Source organism: Candidatus Binatia bacterium, from assembly GCA_029243485.1.
Taxonomy (GTDB): Bacteria; Desulfobacterota; Binatia; order UBA12015; family UBA12015; genus VGTG01.
Genome location: JAQWRY010000001.1, coordinates 202827 through 223144, shown reverse-complemented (window position 1 = coordinate 223144; position 20318 = coordinate 202827). Strand labels below are relative to the sequence as shown.

General features: G+C 66.3%; 20 protein-coding genes and 2 pseudogenes. 13 read left to right on the top strand and 9 right to left on the bottom strand.

All coding sequences use genetic code 11. From position 1 onward, the window contains the following. Nucleotides 1-3: 3 nt before the first annotated feature. Together P8R42_01075 and P8R42_01070 are read right to left on the bottom strand one after the other, a co-directional pair. Nucleotides 4-1002 carry a glutathione S-transferase family protein gene (locus P8R42_01075; protein MDG2303238.1) on the bottom strand — a complete coding sequence of 333 codons (999 nt, stop codon included), beginning with the start codon at nucleotides 1000-1002 and terminating at the stop codon, nucleotides 4-6. Further along, nucleotides 911-1495 (bottom strand): DDE-type integrase/transposase/recombinase, encoded by a 585-nt coding sequence (locus P8R42_01070; GenBank protein ID MDG2303237.1) that lies wholly within the window; start codon nucleotides 1493-1495, stop codon nucleotides 911-913. Before P8R42_01070 ends, P8R42_01075 begins: the two co-directional genes overlap by 92 nt. A 122-nt stretch (nucleotides 1496-1617) precedes the next feature. Here P8R42_01070 and P8R42_01065 point away from each other — a divergent pair, with 122 nt between their 5' ends. Together P8R42_01065 and P8R42_01060 are read left to right on the top strand one after the other, a co-directional pair. Further along, nucleotides 1618-3351: a hypothetical protein gene (locus P8R42_01065; protein MDG2303236.1), complete on the top strand. Its 1734-nt coding sequence runs from the start codon at nucleotides 1618-1620 to the stop codon at nucleotides 3349-3351. Between the two features lie 424 nt (nucleotides 3352-3775). Next, complete coding sequence (locus tag P8R42_01060) at nucleotides 3776-4840, top strand: dihydrodipicolinate reductase (GenBank protein MDG2303235.1); 1065 nt, start codon at nucleotides 3776-3778, stop codon at nucleotides 4838-4840. A 310-nt stretch (nucleotides 4841-5150) separates the two neighbouring features. On the opposite strand, the pseudogene P8R42_01055 reads toward P8R42_01060, so the two are convergent. The 3 genes and pseudogenes from P8R42_01055 to P8R42_01045 all read right to left on the bottom strand — a co-directional run bounded on the left by P8R42_01055 (nucleotide 5151) and on the right by P8R42_01045 (nucleotide 7118). After that, nucleotides 5151-5288, bottom strand: a pseudogene (locus tag P8R42_01055) (aldo/keto reductase). A 29-nt stretch (nucleotides 5289-5317) separates the two neighbouring features. Next, nucleotides 5318-6757: a divalent metal cation transporter gene (locus P8R42_01050; GenBank protein MDG2303234.1), complete on the bottom strand. Its 1440-nt coding sequence runs from the start codon at nucleotides 6755-6757 to the stop codon at nucleotides 5318-5320. A 64-nt stretch (nucleotides 6758-6821) separates the two neighbouring features. Beyond that, a complete protein-coding gene (locus P8R42_01045; protein ID MDG2303233.1) occupies nucleotides 6822-7118 on the bottom strand; it encodes a hypothetical protein in 297 nt (98 codons plus the stop codon). Here P8R42_01045 and P8R42_01040 point away from each other — a divergent pair. Together P8R42_01040 and P8R42_01035 are read left to right on the top strand one after the other, a co-directional pair. After that, nucleotides 7104-7406 (top strand): hypothetical protein, encoded by a 303-nt coding sequence (locus P8R42_01040; protein ID MDG2303232.1) that lies wholly within the window; start codon nucleotides 7104-7106, stop codon nucleotides 7404-7406. The genes P8R42_01045 and P8R42_01040 overlap by 15 nt on opposite strands. Before the next feature lie 9 nt (nucleotides 7407-7415). Then, entirely contained in the window at nucleotides 7416-8258 is an 843-nt protein-coding gene (locus P8R42_01035) for an SDR family oxidoreductase (GenBank protein ID MDG2303231.1), read from the top strand. Here P8R42_01035 and P8R42_01030 read toward each other — a convergent pair. Beyond that, a complete protein-coding gene (locus P8R42_01030) occupies nucleotides 8255-9718 on the bottom strand; it encodes a VCBS repeat-containing protein (GenBank protein ID MDG2303230.1) in 1464 nt (487 codons plus the stop codon). The genes P8R42_01035 and P8R42_01030 overlap by 4 nt on opposite strands. A gap of 70 nt (nucleotides 9719-9788) precedes the next feature. Between P8R42_01030 and P8R42_01025 the strand changes: the two genes are divergently transcribed. The 5 genes and pseudogenes from P8R42_01025 to P8R42_01005 all read left to right on the top strand — a co-directional run bounded on the left by P8R42_01025 (nucleotide 9789) and on the right by P8R42_01005 (nucleotide 13155). After that, nucleotides 9789-10595, top strand: coding sequence for a fused MFS/spermidine synthase (locus P8R42_01025; GenBank protein MDG2303229.1), 807 nt, complete (start codon nucleotides 9789-9791; stop codon nucleotides 10593-10595). Nucleotides 10596-10606: 11 nt separating this feature from the next. Beyond that, entirely contained in the window at nucleotides 10607-11344 is a 738-nt protein-coding gene (locus P8R42_01020; GenBank protein ID MDG2303228.1) for an EamA family transporter, read from the top strand. Between the two features lie 296 nt (nucleotides 11345-11640). Continuing rightward, nucleotides 11641-12705: a dihydrodipicolinate reductase gene (locus P8R42_01015; GenBank protein ID MDG2303227.1), complete on the top strand. Its 1065-nt coding sequence runs from the start codon at nucleotides 11641-11643 to the stop codon at nucleotides 12703-12705. 63 nt (nucleotides 12706-12768) lie between these two features. After that, nucleotides 12769-12972 (top strand): hypothetical protein, encoded by a 204-nt coding sequence (locus P8R42_01010; protein ID MDG2303226.1) that lies wholly within the window; start codon nucleotides 12769-12771, stop codon nucleotides 12970-12972. An 18-nt stretch (nucleotides 12973-12990) separates the two neighbouring features. Then, nucleotides 12991-13155: pseudogene (locus P8R42_01005) on the top strand (hypothetical protein). Nucleotides 13156-13164: 9 nt separating this feature from the next. Here the strand turns inward: P8R42_01005 and htpX are convergent. Continuing rightward, nucleotides 13165-14043 carry a protease HtpX gene (gene htpX, locus P8R42_01000; GenBank protein ID MDG2303225.1) on the bottom strand — a complete coding sequence of 293 codons (879 nt, stop codon included), beginning with the start codon at nucleotides 14041-14043 and terminating at the stop codon, nucleotides 13165-13167. Between the two features lie 137 nt (nucleotides 14044-14180). On the opposite strand from htpX, the gene P8R42_00995 reads away from it, so the two are divergent. Genes P8R42_00995 through P8R42_00980 form a run of 4 tightly spaced genes read left to right on the top strand, consistent with a single transcriptional unit; the run spans nucleotide 14181 to nucleotide 18942 of the window. Further along, nucleotides 14181-15512 carry an alkaline phosphatase family protein gene (locus tag P8R42_00995; protein MDG2303224.1) on the top strand — a complete coding sequence of 444 codons (1332 nt, stop codon included), beginning with the start codon at nucleotides 14181-14183 and terminating at the stop codon, nucleotides 15510-15512. A 48-nt stretch (nucleotides 15513-15560) separates the two neighbouring features. Further along, nucleotides 15561-16385 carry a sensor domain-containing diguanylate cyclase gene (locus P8R42_00990; protein ID MDG2303223.1) on the top strand — a complete coding sequence of 275 codons (825 nt, stop codon included), beginning with the start codon at nucleotides 15561-15563 and terminating at the stop codon, nucleotides 16383-16385. Then, nucleotides 16382-17572, top strand: coding sequence for an SGNH/GDSL hydrolase family protein (locus tag P8R42_00985; GenBank protein ID MDG2303222.1), 1191 nt, complete (start codon nucleotides 16382-16384; stop codon nucleotides 17570-17572). The genes P8R42_00990 and P8R42_00985 overlap by 4 nt, the downstream gene beginning before the upstream one ends. Next, complete coding sequence (locus P8R42_00980; GenBank protein ID MDG2303221.1) at nucleotides 17569-18942, top strand: sulfatase; 1374 nt, start codon at nucleotides 17569-17571, stop codon at nucleotides 18940-18942. Before P8R42_00985 ends, P8R42_00980 begins: the two co-directional genes overlap by 4 nt. Before the next feature lie 549 nt (nucleotides 18943-19491). Here the strand turns inward: P8R42_00980 and P8R42_00975 are convergent. Continuing rightward, nucleotides 19492-20127 carry a glutathione S-transferase N-terminal domain-containing protein gene (locus tag P8R42_00975; protein MDG2303220.1) on the bottom strand — a complete coding sequence of 212 codons (636 nt, stop codon included), beginning with the start codon at nucleotides 20125-20127 and terminating at the stop codon, nucleotides 19492-19494. Nucleotides 20128-20152: 25 nt separating this feature from the next. Continuing rightward, nucleotides 20153-20275 (bottom strand): hypothetical protein, encoded by a 123-nt coding sequence (locus P8R42_00970; GenBank protein ID MDG2303219.1) that lies wholly within the window; start codon nucleotides 20273-20275, stop codon nucleotides 20153-20155. Nucleotides 20276-20318 lie beyond the last annotated feature (43 nt).

The window sequence follows — 20318 nt, the reverse complement described above, 5'->3', positions numbered from 1 at the left end:
GCGTCAGGCGAGGGAGCCGAGGCAGCCGGAGCGCTCGAGGATCGCGCGCAGCTCGTCATCGCCGTTGACTTCCGCGTACTTCCGCCGCATCTCCTTGAGCGACTTCGCGTGGTACTTCTGCGGGCCGCCGACGGTCTGCGACCACTTCTTGCCGTCGAGATCGACCGTCATGTCGTCGGCGCCGGAGCCGATCGCCTCGGCGATCGCGGAGGCCCAGACGAGGAAGATCCGCACCTCTTGTTGCAGAATCGGTTCGAGCGTCGGAGCGAGAGTGTCCCAACTCTCGAAGTCCCCCTCGGCTTTCGGGTCGAGCATGCGATCGATCCAGGCGCGGACCGCCGGTTTTTGGTTCAGGATCTTGCCGCACGTCGGGTCTGTCCACGCATTGTAGACCTGGCCCCACAGTCCGAAGTCGGCGAAGGACGGTCGGCCGCCGAAGAGGTAGGGCCGACCCACGAGATGCTTCTCGAGCAGTTCGGCGCCGTTTGTGAAGGACGCTTCGATGATGGGCGCCGTGTGCTCGTTCGAGCCGACGACGCCCACGCGACCGACCATGCGCTCCTGAATCTGGCCGGCCATGGCGGCCCGGTCGGCTTCGGGCGCGTCGGGCATCATCGCGTCGACGAGGCGTGTCGCGGCCGACCGCTGGTCCGCTTCATCGGCCCAGCGGTAGTGGAACATCCACTTGTTGCCCCACTCGTCGCCGAATTCCTCGAGCAGCTCCGACAGGAACTTGAGGGCGGCCCCGGGCGGGTGCGTGGACGGTTCCGGGAACTTCGCCTCCATCGCCTCGAGAATCGGGGTCGAGTCTTGCAAGCCTTCGTCTTCGGGGGTCGCGACGGCGGGGATGATCGGCAGTCGCGCATACTTCTGGTACTCCGCCATCGTGTTCCCACTTCGGACGATCCACTCATGTGGGATGCCCTTGTAGCGGTAGTACGACCGGGTTTTGACGGAGTAGGGGGAGAGCTCTGCGCCGAAGATGCGGTACGTGTCTGCCATGTCGCGGGTTTCTCGCAGTTGGGAGTCCGACCGTCCAGCGGATGGGGCCGCGGGAATGCAGCCGTATCAGGCGCCCCACTGATTCCTCGGCGGTAGAGTAGGCTTGCGGCGGATGGTACCGCGCTCCTCGTGTGTGCTCCATCCCGTGGCGACCGAGGTAGGTCGCCAGCTCACCGGAGACGTAACAGGGGCTGTTGTCGCTCAGCAGTCGAAGTCGATGCACGACCGCCACTTCGTCGACGCCCCCCTTCGCTCGCGCCAGGTCCAGCCTTTGGATCACGTCCGATGCCTTCATCGTCGTGCCGATTGTCCACACCAGGAGGTAGCGCGAGTCCTCGTCGAGCACGATCGACAGGTAGTGCCAGCCCCAGCTCACGACGCGCAGGGATTGCCCACGCTGGTGTCGCCCGACGGGAGCCGACGCGATGACGTTGTCGCGGGGCTTGGTGCCGCCCGGGACGATCGCGACCTGAATCCGCTGAAGTAACCGCAAGATTCGAGCTGCGCCTGCGGCCTTCTCTGTCTTTCGCGGCGCGGCGCCACTGGGCGCTCCGAGCGTCTGTTCGGTTAATTTCCCAATGTGTCCCACGCGTCATCTGTGCTAAATCTTAGATGGTGAGGGCTCGCTTCTGGACCTACAATCTCTCGGTCGTTTCGCTCGCCGTCGTCGCCCTGATCGGCGCGGGGTGTGGCAGCAGTGGCTCGTCTTCCGACGGCCGGGGAGCCACGTCGACGCCGGTCGAGATGCCGCCGGATTCGGAACCCGAGCCGCCCGGCCCGACCGATCCCGAGCCGCCCGTCGACGGTTGCGACACGACGTTCACGGGTACGTTCGACGCGATTCAGCAGACCATCTTCGAGCCGCACGGTTGTACGGCCGAGGCGTGTCACGGGAGTGCTGCGTCGGGTGGTCTCGATCTCTCCGCGGACGTCTCATACGCGAATCTCCTCGAAGTTAGTTCGACCGGCAGCGCCTTCCCGCGCATCAGGCCCGGCGACAACGACCGGAGCTACCTCTGGCTGAAGCTCGCCGCGAAGACGACGCCCGAGGCCGTAGCGGTCGGTGGCTCAACGATGCCTATTGGGAGCACGGCTCTCTCCATGAACGAGTTGGAGTTGGTCCGTGTGTGGATCAAGGCCGGTGCTCCGGTGGACGGCACGGTCGACGAGACGCAGGATCTCGTCGACGGCTGCTTGCCCGACCCCGAGCCCATCATCATCCGGCCGCTCGATCCGCCGTCGGCCGAAGAGGGGCTACAGCTGGTCATGCCGCAGTATGAGCTCGGAGCCGGTACCGAGCGTGAGATCTGCTTGGCGCAGTACTACGACCTGACGGATGAGGTTCCCGCGGAGTTCCAGAACGCAGCCGGTAGCCACTTCCGCATCTCCGCGTCTGATCTTCGGCAGGACCCGCAGTCGCACCATTTGATCCTCTACGGGCTCGCAGCTGCCCACTCGAGCAGCTTCGGGGAGTTCTTCTGCGCCGGCGGCGAACGCCACGGAGAGCCCTGTGAGGCGACGGACATCGGCGGTTGCGGTGAAGGCGCGGCGTGCGCGAGCGCGCCGGTCAATACGGTTGCGTGCATCGGGGTCGGCGAGTTCGATGCCAGTCGGCGCGAGCAGTTGATGGTCGCCCAGCAATCCAACGAGGTTCAGGAGCTGGCCGATGGTGTCTTCGCCGAGATCCCGCTCAAGGGATATTGGCTGTGGAACTCGCACGCGTTCAACGTGACGACCCAGTCTACGATGATGCATGCCCGCCTGAACTACACGTACGCGACCGAGCAGCGTGTCCCGATCAGCCGCCTATTCGCCGCACAAAACATCTTCGGGCAGAGCACGCCGCCGTACGGCACCGAGACGTTGTGCCAGACGATCACGCTCCCGGAAGGGGCGCGGTTGTTCAATTTGATCTCGCACACCCACAAGCGCGGGAAGCGATTCTGGGTAGAGATGGCCGACGGGACTCAGATCTACGAGAACTTCGTCTACAACGATCCGACCAACCAGTACTACAAACCGGCCCTCGCATTCGACTCTCCGGATGCGGCGGACCGGGAGATCACGTTCTGCGCGTACTATGAGAACGGTCTCGACGCGGACGGCGAGATGGATCCGATCGGCGTGAAGCGCCGCTCGAATACGCCGGCAAACGCGGCAGGCATCTGCCAGCCGGTGGCGTGTACGGCGGGTGACGTCGGTGCCAGTTGCTCCGGCTCGGCCGACGGTGCCTCGTGCGACAGCTCTCCGGGCGCGGGCGACGGCGTTTGTGACGCCTGTGTCCTGGGCGGTGGCGTGAGTACCGAGGATGAGATGTTGCTGCTGATGGGAGCGTACTACGTCGAGTAGCCGGGTCGTTCTCTGAGGGGCCCGGCTCGCTCGAGAGCGAACTCCCTGTAGCTCGGCCGGCCCGACGCCGAGGCGTGGGCTGATGTGCACGATCGGGGACGGGAGCACCGGCCCAAGAAAGATACGATGCGGAGGCCCCTGGCCCAGACCCGCGCCCGGCCGAGATCAGGGGAAGCTCCCGTGTCCCCCCTGCAAACGCCGCGATGCATCTTCCCCTAACCGCAAGAGTCACCTGGCAACCGAACCCTCCGAAGATGGGGCCGGGGACCGTCGGGCCCGAGAGCGGAAGCATCGCCCACAACAGCATGCACCGGACCTCGGTCTGCACTACATCCTCTGCGTCTGTGGGAGCTATCCGTCGCGCAACGGAGGATGACGCGGCTCGGCATCGACGCCGTTGGCCTCCTGCGGTAGACGGGTTCCTGTGACGTTCAAGGTAATCCAGTGGGCGACCGGCGGCGTAGGCTGCGCCGGAATTCAGGGTATCCTCTCACATCCCGAGCTCGATCTGGTCGGGGCCTGGGTGCATAGCGACGCGAAGGTCGGTCGGGACGCGGGAGAACTCGCGGGCGAGGCTCCGGTCGGCGTGGCCGCCACGAACGACATCGACGCCTTGCTCGCGACGGATGCGGACTGCGTTTTCTACTCGCCGATCATGGGCGAGAAGAAGACGGTTCTGCGCATCCTCGAGTCCGGCAAGAACATCGTGACGCCGCTGAACTGGTTCTACCGCGGCGAGCGCGATTGGTCGGACGTCGAGTCCGCCTGTCAGAAGGGCGGCGTCACGCTTCACGGCACGGGGATTCACCCCGGCGGCATCACGGAGCGCTTTCCGCTCATGGTCTCCGCGTTGTCGCGCGCGATCACTCACGTGCGCGCCGAGGAGTGGTCGGACCTGCGGTCGTACGGTGCTCCGTTCGTCGTGGGCGAGATCATGCTTTTCGGCAAGACGCCGGAAGAAGCCCGTAAGAGCTCGATGCCGGCAATGCTCGCAGACGGCTTCATTCAATCGATGGACATGGTCGCCGACGCGCTGGGTTTCGATCTCGATGCAGAGAAGACGACGTCCCACGAGATCGGTATCGCGACGAAGCCGCTCGATTCGCCGATCGGCGTGATCGAGCCGGGGCTCGTCGCCGCGCAGCGCTTCACGTGGCAGGCGTCCGTTCGCGGGGAGCCGGTGATCACGGTGCGCACGAACTGGTTCATGGGCGAGGAGGGCTTCGATACCGGCTGGACGTTCGGTCCCGAGGGTGAGCGGTTCGAGGTCGAGGTCACGGGCGACCCCTCGGGCAAGGCGACGTTCCACGGCTGGCATCCCGAAACCCCCGAGGAGGGGCTCGAGCGCAACCCGGGCATCGTCGCGACGGCGACGCACGGGATCAGCGCGATTCCGGCGGTGTGTCGCGCGGAGCCCGGTATCAAGAGCTATCTCGATCTTCCGCTCGTCTCGGGCAAGGCAGCGCCCGGCTTGTCCCGCAGGCTCTGACCGGAGAAGGAGCCGTGCCCGCGCCGTTCGAAGCGACGCTCGACAGTCTTCGGCAGCGCGTGGTTCCAGACTGCTGCCACGACGCGAAGCTTGGGGTCTCCATGCATTGAACCTGTCGTCCGTGCCGACCTTGGCGCCGCGCGAGCAAGGGATCAACGCGAGTCACTTCCGTTCAGACCTCGAGGCGAGGACGGCATCGCGTGTGAGGGCGAGCCGCCGGCGATCGGTTTCGTCGATCGGTGTGACGTTGGCGAACGTCTCGACGTGTGCGCACGCGCCGCCGTTGTCCGCATTCGAGTCGTGCGCCGTCAGGACCGGCGAGGGGCCCGCTGTTGAACACTCCCGCGGCGATGACGGAGACGCCGCGTTCCGCGCAGGCGGGGAGGGGTCCGCCGAGGGCCGTCTCTTCGAGTAGCGTGTAGCGGCTGGCCAGGAGAACACAGTCGACGCAGGACTCCGTCGGTCCGCCCTTGGTCATCAGGCGCCTGGGCCGCCGAGCAGCGTCTGGAGATAGCCGGGGCCCTTCGAGACGAGGTACCAGCCGTAGAAGGCCGCGAGGAACAGCGTGGTGAGAGACATGGCCGCGAGCCACAAGTTGGCCGTGGTCCCGCTCGGCGTGTCGTTCCCCAGGTAGTTGCGGTTCCGCTGCAAGCGGATGAAGCCGAGGTACGCCAGGGGGAGGAAGAGGCCGCAGACGATGTTGGTCGGCACAGCGACCCACACGGCGATGTCACTCCAGTAAAGGCATCCGAGGATGCCCGGCGCCGGGATGAGTGTCGCGAGCTTGTACTTCGTTCCGCCGAACTCCCAGCCAAAGACCTCGGCGCACACGAATCCCGAAACGAGCATGTGTAGGGTCATGCTGCTGAGCGCCATCCCGAGGATGCCGAGACCGAACACGACGCGGCCAATCTCGGGGCCGATGACCGCGCCCAGCGTCTGCGCGGCCTGCACGGGCGAAAGGCGGGTGCCGTCGTAGCCCGGATCGAGGAGGATCGTGTTCGCGGCGGCGATCGTGATGAGGCTCGCGGCGATCGTGTACGGAACCAACATCCCGGCCCCGAGGTCGAACCGCGCGAGTCCGCGATGTTCCCGCGTCCAGCCGCGTGCGAGCAGGCTGTAGGGATAGAGGAAGAGCATGTTGATGCCGACCGCGGCCGCGAATGTACTCGCCACGAGCGTGGCCGCGGCGACGCCGTTGCGGTCCGCAGGAAACTCGAAGGCCGTGAATCCGCGCACGAGCGCGCCGACGTCGGAGATGCCCGTTCGCGCGACGACCAGGCCGAACGAGAGGATGACGCCCCACACGATGTACTTGAGGATTCGCTCGTAGATGCGGACGAGTCGGTACGACGTGCCGTACATCAGACTGAGGCCGATCGCCCAGACGAGGATCAACACGCCGGCGCAGAGTGGTCGGACGCCGGAGACGCCGGCGACGTCGGCCAGGTCCACGACCACCGCGGAGGCGAGCGCGTAGTGGGAGAAGTGCCAGATGACCGAAGAGAAGAGGGCGCCGAGGGCCCACACCGCAGCAAACGGCGTCCCGGCGTATCGCCGCATGGCCTCGAGGGGCCGCATCCCGGTCGAGAGGGTCTGGTGAGCGACCGCCGAGAGCATCACCACACCGAAGAGCATTGCCACGGGCGCGACCCACAGGAGTGCGTAGCCGAACACGGCTCCCGAGAAGAGTGCCGCGGTCGCCGTGCCGCCGCCCAGGGTCATCGCGCTCTGCATGTAACCGGGCCCCACCATGGAACCGTAGACACGCAGGCGCTGGCCGAGGGGCGCCGCGTCGGCGGCCGCGAGGCGGGCGCGCTCGTTTTCGAGTTGCGCGGGGTCGGGCGGATGGGCCAGCCGGAGACCGGCGCGTACCGCGTCGAGGTCTTCCCCTTGGAGTCTGCCGGAATCGCTCATCGGCTCGTAGCCATGTCGCTAAACCAGACCGGAGGCAATCGCGGTGGCCGCCGCTGCCGACCCGTCACTGCATCTCGGCCAACCGGCGCCCGAGGAAGCCTGCCAATCGCTCGATTCTGCCGTCCCGGATCCGCACGTAGTTTGTGAATATCGATTGGCTGCCGTTGGAGAACAGGAGGTTGACCGTGTGGCGGACGTACGTCACGCCGGAAGGGGTGGCGTAGCGATAGACCTGGTCGGCGAGCAGGACTTCGTAGCCGCCGAAGAGGTCCTGGTTACGGGCCATCTCGTTTCCGAGGGCCGCGCGTCCGGAAATGTCTGTGAGGGCATCCGTGAAGCGAACCTCGTGGCCCTTCTCCATGAATCGCCCGGTGGACAGGAGATCCGCGAGACCACCCGTGCCGTCGCCGCCGACGTTTCATCCGGTGCCATCGACGCCATGCGAGCCTTCATTGCCGTTGCGCTTTGTCGCGCGGACCGTGCGGGCGAGATCGATCTCGCCCGTGCGGGACTCACCGCACCACGTGCGGCCGAGATGGTCCTGCTGTCGGTCCACGGTCTTCAGGGCGACGCGCCGGCTCCGAAGCTGTTCCGTCGGAACCTAGCCGGCCTTGTGAATTCGGTGGCCGGAGCGATCCCGACGGGATAGGCAACGCCGATGCGGAATGTACTGATCACCGGGGCGTCATCGGGCATTGGGCGGGAGACGGCGCTGCTCCTCGCGGAACATGGGCAGCGGGTGTTCGCGGGCGTTCGCAGTGACGCCGCCGCAAAGGCATTACGCAGCGCGACGACGGGAGATCTCTGCCCCGTACACCTCGACGTCACCGACGCGGCCTCGATTTCGGCGGCGTCGGTCCAGATACGCGAGGCGCTGGGCGAGGGACGTCTTCAGGGCCTCGTGAACAACGCGGGGATGACGATCACGGCGCCGCTCGAGTTCGTCGATCTCGACGCCTTGCGCCGCCAGTTCGAGGTGAACGTGTTCGGGGTCGCCGCGGTGACGAAGGCCTTCCTGCCGCTGCTCGAACGGCCGGATGGACGCGTGGTCAACGTGAGTTCGGGAGCGGGGAAGATCGTCTCGCCATTGATCGGTCCGTACTGCGCTTCGAAGTATGCTCTGGAAGCGATGTCCGACGCGCTGCGAATCGAGATCCGCGGACAAGGCCTCTTCGTTTCGGTTGTCGAGCCGGGTGCGATCGATACACCCATCCACGAGAAGAACGACGCGCAGCTTCAAGGAATGCTGGAGGCGTTACCGGCGCAAGGGCGGGCGCGCTACGAGCCGGCGCTGGCCAGGCTCCGCAGGATGAACGAGTCGATGGCGAAGCAGGGGGTCCCGGCCGCCCGCGTCGCGCGGACGATCGCGAAGGCACTAAGCGCGCGGCGTCCGAAGACGCGCTACCCGGTCTCGGCGGAGGCGCATCTTCTGGCTTGGATCGGGCCTTTTCTCGGCGATCGCGCGCGGGATGCGATCTTTGGGCGAATGGTGGGTCTCTAGCGCCGCGCCGGCCGGCCGAGGAGGAGCGTGAGTCGGTGGCGCGCTCCCTCGCCGTCGAGCCCCTCGTAGCGAAGGATGAGGTCGTCGGCGTCGTCGCCGTTCAGATCGGCGCGCCGCACGAGCTGGCCATCCTTTGGGAGGCGCACCTCGACCTCCTGCGCGTCGTCCGAGAACAGCGTCGGGCTGCCGTCGTAGCGATAGACCTGCAGCACGTCCTCGTCTTCGCGGACGATGAGGTCCTTGCCTCCATCGCCGTTGACATCGGCAAGCACGAGGACCGGGATGCTTGCGCTGCCCTCGGACAGATCGAACTCGATGCGAGCATCGCGGGTTTCGTCGGGTTCCTCGGCATACCCGTTCTCTGTGAGACGGAAAAACCGAACGTCGAAGTCGACGGTGCCCGTCAGAAGCGCGGAGACGATCGTCCCGATGCCAACATCGATGCTCCCCGCCGTGAGATCGAGCCGGTCGTCGCCGTCGATGTCCAGGGCGCGCACACCGCCCAGAGGAGCGTCGCCGCGGATGACCGTTGTCGGTTTCGTCGGGTAGGTGAGGCCCTGCGGACCCCGCCGGCCGAGGTGAAGCTCGTGGGCAGTCTCGCGCTCCAAGACACCAGTGCGACGGGTGGACTCGATCAGAAGATCGACGAGGCCGTCTGCGTCGAAGTCCTCGATCGCGATGACCCGCCGCGTGGTGAGGTCGGACTGGTCCAGGTTGCCAAGCTGGTCTTCTCGTAGCTCGGGGCCCACTCCCAAACCGAGGGGGCGGACCACGGCTACGCCCGAAAAGCCGGTTCCGGTGCCGTGGAAGATGTGCAACGCGTCGTCTGAGATCAGGAAGACGTCTTCGGTGCCGTCGAGGTCGAGATCCGCGAGCCGCACATCGGCGGGGCGATAGGCGGGGCCAGCTTCGTGCGACGTTCGCGGCGCGATCGGAAGGCGGCTCGTGCCGGCGCGCATGGCGTCGAAATCGGGGAGGAGGAGAAGCGGCGGCTTTCGATCCCCGCCGTCTCGCATGAAGTCGACAGGCAGGAGGCGGCCCGGAACCGGCCGCCGGTAGATCGATTGCACCTGCGTGATTTCGCGGAGCGATCCGTCCGCGGGTTCGAAGCGCAATACTGCGCGGGGTGTGAGGAAGTACAGGGCCTGCGGACCGTCTGGGCCGAGGTCGGCGGTGTCGAAGGCGACGACGTCCGCCGGAAGCTCGAGCCGCGCCGGAGTCATGCCCGGCGCACCGCCCTTGCTGGGCGGGAAAAGCTCGACCCGGACGCTCTCGTCGTCGGGGCTCGTGACCACGAGAAGGTGGCGCCCGTTTCCTTCACCCAGGCGGAGAGCAACGGTGTCCTGCACGATCGGATGTTCCGTGCGCAGTTCGGTTCGCTCGAAGGGAGGCTCGGTCTCCGCCAGCGCGGGACGGCCGATGAGCAGCAGTGCGAGGAGGAAGGCGGAAACGAAGGGCATGAGGTGACCGATTTGTACCGCGATCGGCGGCGGGCTGCGACTCCGTCGCGGAGGTGGTAGCTCCGAGCGAGTGCGTGTTGCCGCAGACCAAGGGGAGGGCCTCTCGGGGACGATCGTCCACCGTGCGCATGGGGCCTTCGGCGAACTTCTGGTCATCGACGACGGGCCGCGTCGACATTTGCGATTCGGGGGCATGCAAGGCGTCGATCAAACTGTGATCGAGCGCAGGAGGCCGGCCGTGCTCCCGACCGTGTACCTTCGGGTCGCTACCGTTGGTCCGGTGCTTGCCGCGCGGCTCGAACGCATCCTTCTGGTGGGTCTCGGTGGAGGCGCGTACGCACGCTTCCTGCGCCGCCACTTCCCTCGCGCGACCGTCGACGTCGTGGAGATCGATCCGATCGTCCTTCAGCTCGCTTGCGACTACTTCGGTTTTCGCGAGACGGCGGACCTGCGGGTCTTCGTCGAGGACGCGTGTGAGTTCGTTCGCGACGCGGCGGCAGACGAGGCGTGGCGGTACGACTTCGTGTTCCTCGACGCGTATCACGGCCAGAAGATCCCGGCTCCGCTCGCTCGCCAGTCCTTCTTTCGCGACGCTGCCAGCCTCTTGACCGACGGCGGCGTCGCGGTTGCCAACATCGGGTTGCCCGAGCGGTGGGCGGAGGATCGCGTGATCCGTCGCTTCGCGGCCGGGTTTGCCGGCGGGTGCTTCGAGTTGTCGGTTCCCGAAGAGGACAACCGCATCGCCGTCGGAGTTGTAGATCGAATGCCGACCGCGCGCCGAATGCTCGCGCGCGCGCGAGAGATCGATGCCGCCGGAAACCTCCCGTTCGAGTTGGTGCCGTTTCTGCGGGATCGTCGCTCCTGGGCGGACGGCTAAGAGAGGCGCAGGTGGAGCGGCATCAGACGACCGGGCGTGTCGGAATGGGCTTCGGCCTCGCGTGCACCACGATGCTTCTGTGGGGCGCCCTGCCGATCGCACTCAAGGTCATCCTCGCAGAGATGGCCCCGAGCACGATCACGTTCTACCGGTTCCTCGGTTCGGCCTTCGTGGTGGGTGCGGTTCTCGGTGTGCGGGGCCGGCTGCCGTCGCTGCGAACGCTCGATCGGCCGGTGCGGTGGATGCTCCTGGCGGCCGGGACGTTTCTCTGCGTCGATTATCTGCTGTACTTGATGTCCCTCGATCGGACGACGCCGGCGGATGCGCAGGTCCTGATTCAGCTCGGGCCGCTGCTCCTGGCGATGGGAGGGCTTCTGTTCTTCCGCGAGAAGTTCGGGCTTGGTCAGTGGGTGGGCTTCGCGACCCTCCTCGCCGGGCTCGGAGTCTTTTTTCGCAGCCAACTCGGCGCCGTCGCAGCCGATCTGGCGGGGCACGATCAGTACCTCGTCGGGAATCTTCTGATGGTGGGGGCGGCGACGTTCTGGGCCTTCTATGGTCTGGTGCAGAAGCAGCTTCTTCGTTCGCTGGCGTCCGAGCAGATCATGTTTTGCATCTACGTCGGCTGCGCGGTGCTCTTCTTCCCGCTGTCTGCGCCGGTCCGTCCGACGCCGATTGAGTTCACGGGAGAACGGCGCCCGCATCCATCTCGGCAGCGAAGTAGAAGAGCCGGCGGTACATGGTCTGGATGACCTCCATCGCTCGGCCGTTCGTCTCGGGCATCGAGGCTCGGAACGATCGTAGCTCAACTCGACCCGACCGACCGTGGACCAAAAGCCGTGGTCGGCACCGATGGGGTTGACCTCGATGCCCGCCACGGCGGCATTCCGGAGTCGTCCGCCTTTCCGCAATCCCGTCGTGAACCAATCCAGAGTGAGCTCCCCGAGCTGGGTAGGCGTCTTCGTCGCCTCCGATGGTCACAGATGAGCACCGCTGGGTTGAGCGGGCCCGTCTTGAGCTCGCGGGCTCACCGACCTATCGTCCGGTCATGTCACACAAGGTAGTGGTCTGGGGGACGGGAAACGTCGGCGTGCCGGCGTTGCGAACGGTGGTGTCGAATCCGGCATTGGAACTGGTGGCCGTGCTGGTCTCGAATCCCGAGAAGGTGGGCCGGGATGCCGGTGAGCTCGTGGGCCTGCCGCCGTTGGGCATTCGGGCGACCGATGACATCGAGGCGGTCCTTGGTTCCGGCGCCGATGCGGTTGCGTATTGTGCCTCCGGCGACTTCCGGCCGGATGAGGCGCTAGCCGACTTCGAGCGCTGCCTGCGCGCGGGGCTCAACGTCGTGTCGACGTCGGTGTACCCGCTGTACGATCCGACCTCGGCGCCCGAGCAGATTCGCTCTCGCATGGAAGCGGCCTGCACCGAGGGGGGGGCGTCGTGCTTCGTTTCGGGGATCGATCCGGGCTTCATCAACGACGTGCTCCCGCTCGCGCTCTCGGGGCTATGCGAGGAGATCCACGAGATTCGTGCTTACGAGATCTTCAATTACGCCTATTACGACCAGCCCGACGCGGTCCGGAACCTCGTCGGCTTCGGTATGCCAATGGAGCAGACACCGCCCATGATCCTGCCCGGCGTACCCACGATGGTGTGGGGTGGTGTGATTCGGCTGGTGGCGCGCGGTCTGGGTGTCGAACTCGACGACATTCGCGAAGAGGTCGAGCGCCTGCCGCTCGATCGCACGGTCGAAAACCAGTTGGGCGTCTTCGAGAAGGGAACGCAGGGGGCTTTCCGGTTCGAGGTGCAGGGATTGGTCGGCGGAAAGCCCAAAATCGTCGTCGATCACACGACCCGCATCGACGATGCGATGGCGCCGCACTGGCCGAAGCCGCACGAGGGCTCCGGCGCGCACGGAATCAAGATCACCGGCCGACCCAACATCCATCTCGAGATCGAATCGGAAGACGAGAATCACGACCGTGCGGCGGGCGGGAATACGACGGCCGCGGCCCGCGTGGTGAACGCGATCCCGTTCGTCTGCGAGGCGGCGCCCGGCCTGCTCGACGCGCTCTCGGTTCCGCTACAGGTCGGCCGGGGCCTGCTGCGCTGACTCGCGCCTACGAAGAAAAGGGGGGACCTGAAGCTCAACGGCATCGCGCACGTCGAGCTCATCGTGTCCGACATGGGGCGGTCCAAGGCCTTGTATCAGCCGCTACTCGGTCTTTTCGAGATGATGACCCTCATCGACGGGGACGACTTCTACTACGGCATCGGCAGTCGCACGGGACTCGCGATCACCCCGGCGGCCGCGGAGCACGCCGGGGAAGAATTCCACCAGCGTCGTCCCGGACTGGACCACATCTGCTTTCGCGCGTGAGAGCAGGAAGATGTCGATGAGGTGCACCGCTTCGTCGTGGGTCTCGGCGCAAAGATCGTTCATCCGCCGCAGGCGGATGCGTTCGCACCGGGATACTACTCGATCCTCTTCGAGGACCCGGACGGCATCCGACTCGAAGTGAATTTCGTGCAGGGCCGGGGGCACCTCGACCACAAGGCCTGAAGCCCGATCTCAGGAGGCGTTGCGCAGGGCGGCGATTCGATCGTCGAGCGGCGGGTGGGTGCGAAACAGGTCGCTCCACTTCGAGGCACCGCCCGCAACGCCGAAGGCCGCCATCTGTTCCGGGAGCCCTACGGGCTCGGATGGCCCCTTCAAGGCTTCGAGTGCGCCGATCATGCTGTCGCGCCCGGCGAGACTGGCTCCGCCGGCGTCGGCGCGGAACTCGCGCCTGCGCGAGAACCACCGGACGATGATGCTCGCGAGGATCCCGAAGAGGATCTGCGCGACGATGACCGTGACGAAGTAGCCGATTCCGACACCGTCGCGTTCGTTGCGAAACACCGCCTTGTCGATCGCGTAACCGACGACGCGCGCGAGGAACATCACGAACGTGTTGAGCACGCCCTGGATCAGGGTGAGCGTCACCATGTCGCCGTTGGAGACGTGCGAGATCTCGTGGCCGAGGACGGCCGTGATCTCCTCTTTGTTCATGTTTTGCAGAAGTCCGGTGCTCACGGCCACGAGTGCGTTATTCTTGCTGGCGCCCGTGGCGAAGGCATTGGGCTCGGGGGAGTTGAACACCGCGACCTCGGGCATGCCGATGTTGGCCTGGCGTGCGAGCGTCTGAACGGTGGCGATGAGCCACTGCGAGCTCTGGTCCTTCGGGTCGGTGATGACCTGCGCCCCGACGGAGCGCTTGGCGATCCACTTCGACATGGCGAGCGAGATGAACGATCCACCCATGCCGAAGACGGCACAGAAGAGCAGGAGTTGGCCCATGTCGAGGCCGTTCTGCGCAAGGTAGCCCTCGAAGCCGAACAGGCTCAGCACGGTGCTTAAGACCACGAGGATCGCGATGTTCGTTGCAAGGAAGAGGAAGATTCGCGTCATGCACGCAAATTTACCTGGTTCGGAGATTTCGTGCGAGCGGGTCCCGGCAGGTCCCTCGTCGGTCGTGGAAAGCCGGTGCCCCGGAGACGACGCGCGCGGCCTTGAGTCCCGCTGTGGATTGGGCGACTAATCCGGCCATGCTCCGCGCCATTGGATGTGTGGTTCTCGGTTTGGTCGTCGTCCTCGCGGCCGTCCTGCTCGTCACGAGCCCGGAACATCCAGGAGTGGAGCAGTGGCCGCCGCACGGGAAGGTCCCGGCGGAGCTCGTGACCGAGGCGAGAGGTTCGACCGCGAAGCGGACCGTCGTCGTATTGTTGTTCGACGGCCTTGCGCCGGCGCTGGTGCGGGCCACAGAGACCCCGACCCTGGATCGGCTCGAGCGAGAGGGCGCCTGGACCCACTCGATGATCCCGCCGTTCCCGAGCATCTCGCTCATCGGGGGCTTCACCATCAGCACCGGCTGCTGGCCGGAGCGTCATGGGATCGTGACGAATCGGTTCTTCGATCCCGATCTCGGTTTCTACGATCACTCCGCCGATGCGGATTGGGTGCTCGAGTGCGAGCAGCTTCACGAGGCGGCGGAGCGCCAGGGTGTTCGTACGGCCACTCTGGGCTGGTACGGCCAGGTTTCCAACGAGTTCGGCAAGCTTGCTCGAATCGTGGATTGGGTCGATGACTTCAAAGACTATCCCGACGACGCGGGCCGAGCGGAGCAGGTTGCCGCGCTCCTGCGGCTTCCCGAGGACGAGCGGCCCCAGCTGATCCTCGCCTACTTCAAGGGTCCCGACGGGAAGGCGCACTTTCTCGGCATGGAAGATCCCGAGACCCTCGCGGAGGTGCGCGTGACGGACGCCGCGGTCGGCACGGTCGTCGAGGCGATCGAGTCGGCGGGGATCGCAGAGGAGACCGCGCTCGTCGTCACGACAGACCACGGCATGATGCCGGTCAGCCACATTCTGAGCCCGGAGTTCATTTTGCGGGAGGCGGGTGTCGAGGCGCGCATGCTCGCGACGGGGTCGACCGCCTTTGTCTATCTGGACGACCCGTCGCAGATCGACGAGGCCGCTCGGAAGCTGTCCGGGCACGAGGAGTTCGAGGTCCTGCGGCGCGACCGGCCGCCGCCGTACTCGCATCTGGGACAAGGCCCTCGTGTCGGCGACCTCATCTTGTCGGCGAAGCCGGGCTTCGCCATGGAGGACCGCGGGCAGTTCCCCTGGTGGTTGCGGTGGCTCGCGTGGACGGGTCCCATGGCCATCGATGCGTCCGGTGCGCTTCATGCATCGCACGGCCATCCGCCGCATCACCCGGAAGTCCACGGCGTCTTCTATGCCTGGGGCGACGGGGTCGCGCAGGCACCGGTCGACCACGTCGACGCGATCGACATCCATCCCACGGTGACGCACCTGCTCGGGATCGAGCCGGGGCAGCCCGTCGACGGGGCGGTGGCGACCGAGGTCGTTCACGACTGACCCCGTCGTATGCGGCTCTCGGCGCAATCTGCGATGATCGAAGGCGCGATGAGTGACCGCCGACGCCCCGATTTCGCAACCTTCGTTCGGCTGGCGTGGCTGCTGCGCTCGTCGCTCGATCTCTACGTGGTGCTCGGCGAGATCCTGAGCGGCCTCGACCGGCTTCTTCAGCCCACGAACTGGTCTCTTTTGCTGGGGGAGGATGCGGGAAACGCGCTCGTCTTGCGGTTGGTGAGTGCCGAGGGCCAGGTGCTCGGCGTCATCGAACTGGTGAACGAGCTCGACGAACGCGAGTTCTCGGGCGAGGACTTTCGCATCCTGGAGGCGCACGCCGACTTCGCGGCCATCGCGATTCGCAACGCCAAGGCGCATGGGATCTTTCTCGAATCGAGTGGAAACGATCCGCTCTCCGGACTTCGGAACTCCCGCTACTTCCCGTCGTGCGTGGAGGGCGCGGTGCGGCGCGGGAAACGGTTCGCGCTAGCCTTCTTCGACCTGGACCGGTTCAAGACGTTGGTGGATGAGCATGGTCACCTCAGTGGAAGCGAGGTCCTCGCCGAGGTCGGCGAGGTTCTGCGCGAGACGCTCACCGCAGAGGAGATCGGATGTCGTTTCGGGGGCGACGAGGCCGCTTTCCTTCCGCCCGAAGCGGACGGTCCGCCCGCCGCCAGCCGCAGCGCGGAGCTCGCAGCCACGATTCGTGGTCGTGTGTTCCTAGAGGACCGGGGGATCGCCGCCCGCCTCGATGTGTCGTTCGGATGGGTGGCGCTTCCGACGGATGCGCAAGAGGCGGATGCTCTTCTGCGCCTGGCGGACACGCGCATGTACGAGGCCAAGCGATCGTCGCGGCGCGGCCGTGAGGTGTCCTCGTGAAGTCGTGGCTTTCGGGCGCGTGTACCGCGCTTCTCCTCGCGTCGGCTTCTTTCGCGGCGCCGGCGCCCGCGCCTGCGCCCCGGGTCGAGGTGCGCGCCGGGTTGGGGAACGTCCGCGCGAAGCTCGATGCGGGCGAGCCGGTCACGATCGCGTTCGTGGGGGGGTCGATCACGGCGCTCGGGGGCTGGGGCGATGGTGTCGTTGGACGCCTGCAGGAGCGCTACGGTAAAGAGGCGATCTTCTCGGTCAATGCCGGGCTGTCGGCGACGGGGAGTGGCGTGGCGGCGTTCCGGCTGGATCGCGAGATCCTTCCTCACGAACCGGATCTCGTCGTGATCGAGTTCGCCGTGAACGACGCCGGGACGACGCCCAAGAAGACGATCCGGGCCGTCGAAGGCATCGTCCGCAAGATCTGGTCGGCGGATCCCCGGACGGACATCTTGTTCGTGTACCTCTTCGAGCCGAGCTTCGAGGCGGCGTACGGGCGGGGCAAACGGCCGCGTCCCGTGCGCTCCCACGAAAAGGTGGCGGCATTTCACGGCATTCCTTCGATCGATGCGGGGGTCGTCATCAACCAGCTGCACCGCGCCGGGGCCCTTCGTTTGAAGGGGCCGCGGAAGCCGGAGGCGGGCGCGCCTCCGGCGTTCGCTCGCGACGGGATTCACCCGTACGCGCGCGGGCATCGCATCTACGCGCGCGCCGTCTCCCAGGGGTTGGACTCGATCCTGGCGGGACCGGGGGCGCGGGACCACGCGGGCGAGCTGGACCGTCCGATCGTGCGGAACCACTGGCAGGCGGCGCGCAAGGTGCCTCTTGCGGAATGGATGATGAGCGGGGAGTGGCGGCGCGTGACTCCCGAGGGGGCCACGCGCCGGGGTATTACGGTGTGGGAGTCGGCCGAGGCAGGGGCCACGGTGGAGTTCGGTTTCAAAGGCGAGATCCTCAAGATCTACGAGCTGCGCAACGCCGAGGTCGGGGGCCTCGAGATCAGAATCGGCGATGAGGTTCTGGAGCCGAAGTCGTATCGCGCGCCCAATGCCGGCCCGCCGCTTCGGGTCCTGCACGTACGGCATCCGTTCGACCCCGAAACCGTTCAACGGGTCTCGATTCGGGTGGTCCCCGTGGAAGGCGAGGTGCATCCGGTGCGGTTGAGTGATCTCCTCGTTTTGGGTGAGGTGGTTCGATGAGAAGGATCGTGCTCGTCACGCTCGCGTTGTGCCTGGGTTGCGAACGTCCGGCGTCGAATGATGTCCCCGCGGTTGCCCCTGCGGCCGCGGCGCCGCCCAGCGTTCTCCTCGTTAGCTTCGACACGACACGGCCCGATGCCTTGGGCGTGTACGGGAGCGACGGCGGTCACACGCCGACCATGGATGAGGTGGCCCGGGCGGGGACGGTCTTCGAGAACGTGATCGCGCCGATGGGCGCGACGTTCCCTTCGCATGCGTCGATGCTGACGGGCCTCAATCCACGCCAGCACGGGGTTCGCGCGAATCACGACAAGCTGCAGGAAGGCACGGTAACCCTCGCCGAGACGCTCCGCACCGCGGGCTACGACACGGCGGCCTTTGTGAGCTTCGGGTCGATGGTCAGCCGGGGCGGACTGCATCAGGGCTTCGACGACCTGAGTGATCCGGCGACCGGTGGGTCGACCGGTGGCATCCGAGATGGGGACGAGATCACCAAGCTCGCGGTCGAGTGGTTGGCTGGCCCGCGCGAGCGCCCGTTCTTTCTTTGGCTGCACTATTTCGAGGCGCACGCGCCGTACCGGGTAACCCCCTACGCACGGGAGCGGCTCGCGGACTACGCTGGCCCTCTTGCCGAGGGGGCGGACGTGAACGTCTTCTACTCGCTCGGGAAGAAAATCCCCTGGTCCGCGGAAGAACGGCTCGCGGTTCGGGTGCTCTACGACGGGGAGGTGCGCGAACTCGATCGGCTCATCGCTCCGGTATTGGAGGAGTTGGCGGCGACTGGTCTCGCTGACGAAACGATCGTCGTCCTGACGGCGGATCATGGCCAGGCGCTTGGAGAGAACGGCGTTGTCGGCCATGGCCTCTCGCTCGATGAGATCGTCCTGCGTGTTCCGCTCATTATCCGGGACCCGCGGAACACGGACGCGCCGCGGCGGGTCGAGGGCCGGGTCGGCGTCGTCGATCTCGCACCGACGCTTCTCGAACTCGTCGGGCAATCAGCTCCCGAGGACATCGATGGGCGCTCGCTCGCGGGCGCGCTGAGAGGCGAGCCGCTCGAAGATCGCCTGTACTTCGCCGAGATGAACGAGCCCTTGTGGGACAAGGACCCGACGGAGATCCGTCGCCGTGACGTCGCTGTGTACGAAGGCGACGTAAAGGCGGTGCACGACCGCAAAGGGTCGCGCGCGTTCGATCTCGCAGCGGATCCGCTGGCGCAATCGCCGCTTCCCGCAGAGAGCCGGCCCCAACGGGTCGCGGAACTCGAAGCTCTCGCCGAGGCGTACCATGTCGGCCGACGCGATCACTCGGGGCAGGTAAAGGATCCTGCCGTTGCCGAGGAGCTGCGCGCACTCGGTTACCTGGAGTAACCCGGGCCCCGAATACGACTACGGCGGCGTCCAGGAAGGACGCCGCCGGTAGCGATCAGAGGAGGGGGTTTGCCGACGGCGGGGGGGGGGGCGCGTCGTCGGCGGAAGTCATCGGCTCCGTTGTGGGCGGGTGGGGAGCAGCTGACGCGGGGGAGGTTGAGCGGGTAGTCCCTCAAGAGGTGGGTGCGGGGTCCGGGGGAGGTGTGGTGGGCCGGGGGAGGAGCTTGGTGTCGTCGGTGTGGGGTGGAAGAGGCGGTGCTGTGAGTCCGTCGTCAGGTTGGGAAGGCGGGGGCCTTCCCCAAGAGGTTGCGGCGGGTTGGGGGGACGTTCTGGTTTGGGGTGTCGCGTGTCGTTCGGAGGTGCGTGCGGAGGTCTCTTGGAGGTTCGTGGGTGCGTCCGTGGTTGCGCTGACCCACTACTCCATGAACCGTGCCAGGGGCTGCGGATGGGCCGAGGCCCGGATTTCGGACGGTTTCCGCAGGCGTCGCGCGAGGGGGTGTTTCAGAAGGGAACGGCCGGAACAGGCTGCCATTCCCGATCTGGAACGGCCTACGCAGGCGCTGTGGGCACGGCCATGCCGCGCTGCACGGCCTCGCGCGCGCCCAGGCGATCGAGCCATGCCTTCACGTTCGTCATCGCTCCGGCCTTCTCAGGCATCATCGTGACGAACGGTCCCCACGCGGCCGACACCCACGGATAGGTGGCGATGTCGGCGATGGAATACTGGCCGGCGAGGTACTCGTGGCCCTCGAGGCCGGTGTTGAGTACGCCGACGATGCGTACGCCTTCGTTTATGAAGCGATCAATCGCATACTGGATCGGCTCGGAGTGCGTGGCGAAGTGGTTCGCCTGTCCAAGGATCGGACCCACGTGGCTCATTTGGTACATCAGCCACTGCAGCACTTCGGCGCGCTCGGCGCCTTCCTGCGGGAGGAACGTCCCCGTCTTCTCGGCGAGGTAGATTAGGATCGCGCCGGATTCGAACAGCCGGACCGGGTCTCCCTTCACATCGGGGTCGACGATCGCCGGGATCTTCTGGTTCGGGTTCAAGGCCGTGAACTCGTCGCCTCGCTGATCGCCGTTTTGGAGGTCGACCGGGATCACCTTGTAGTCGAGTCCCGTTTCTTCGAGGAAGATCGAGGCCTGTTGGCCGTTGGGGGTCGTCCACGTATAGAGCTCGATCACGGAGCTTTCCCTACTGCGAAAAGCTCTAGGCGTCCAGAAGGACTCGGGCGACTACGAGGTCGAGCGTGTCGAGGCCTTCTCGGTATCGCTCGAAGACCTCTGCCCGTTCGCCCTTCGCCGAGGGCCCATCAATTGTGCGATCGCCCATCCCTCGTCGGCACGCGTACGGCCTTCCTCGAACTGTCCGAGCG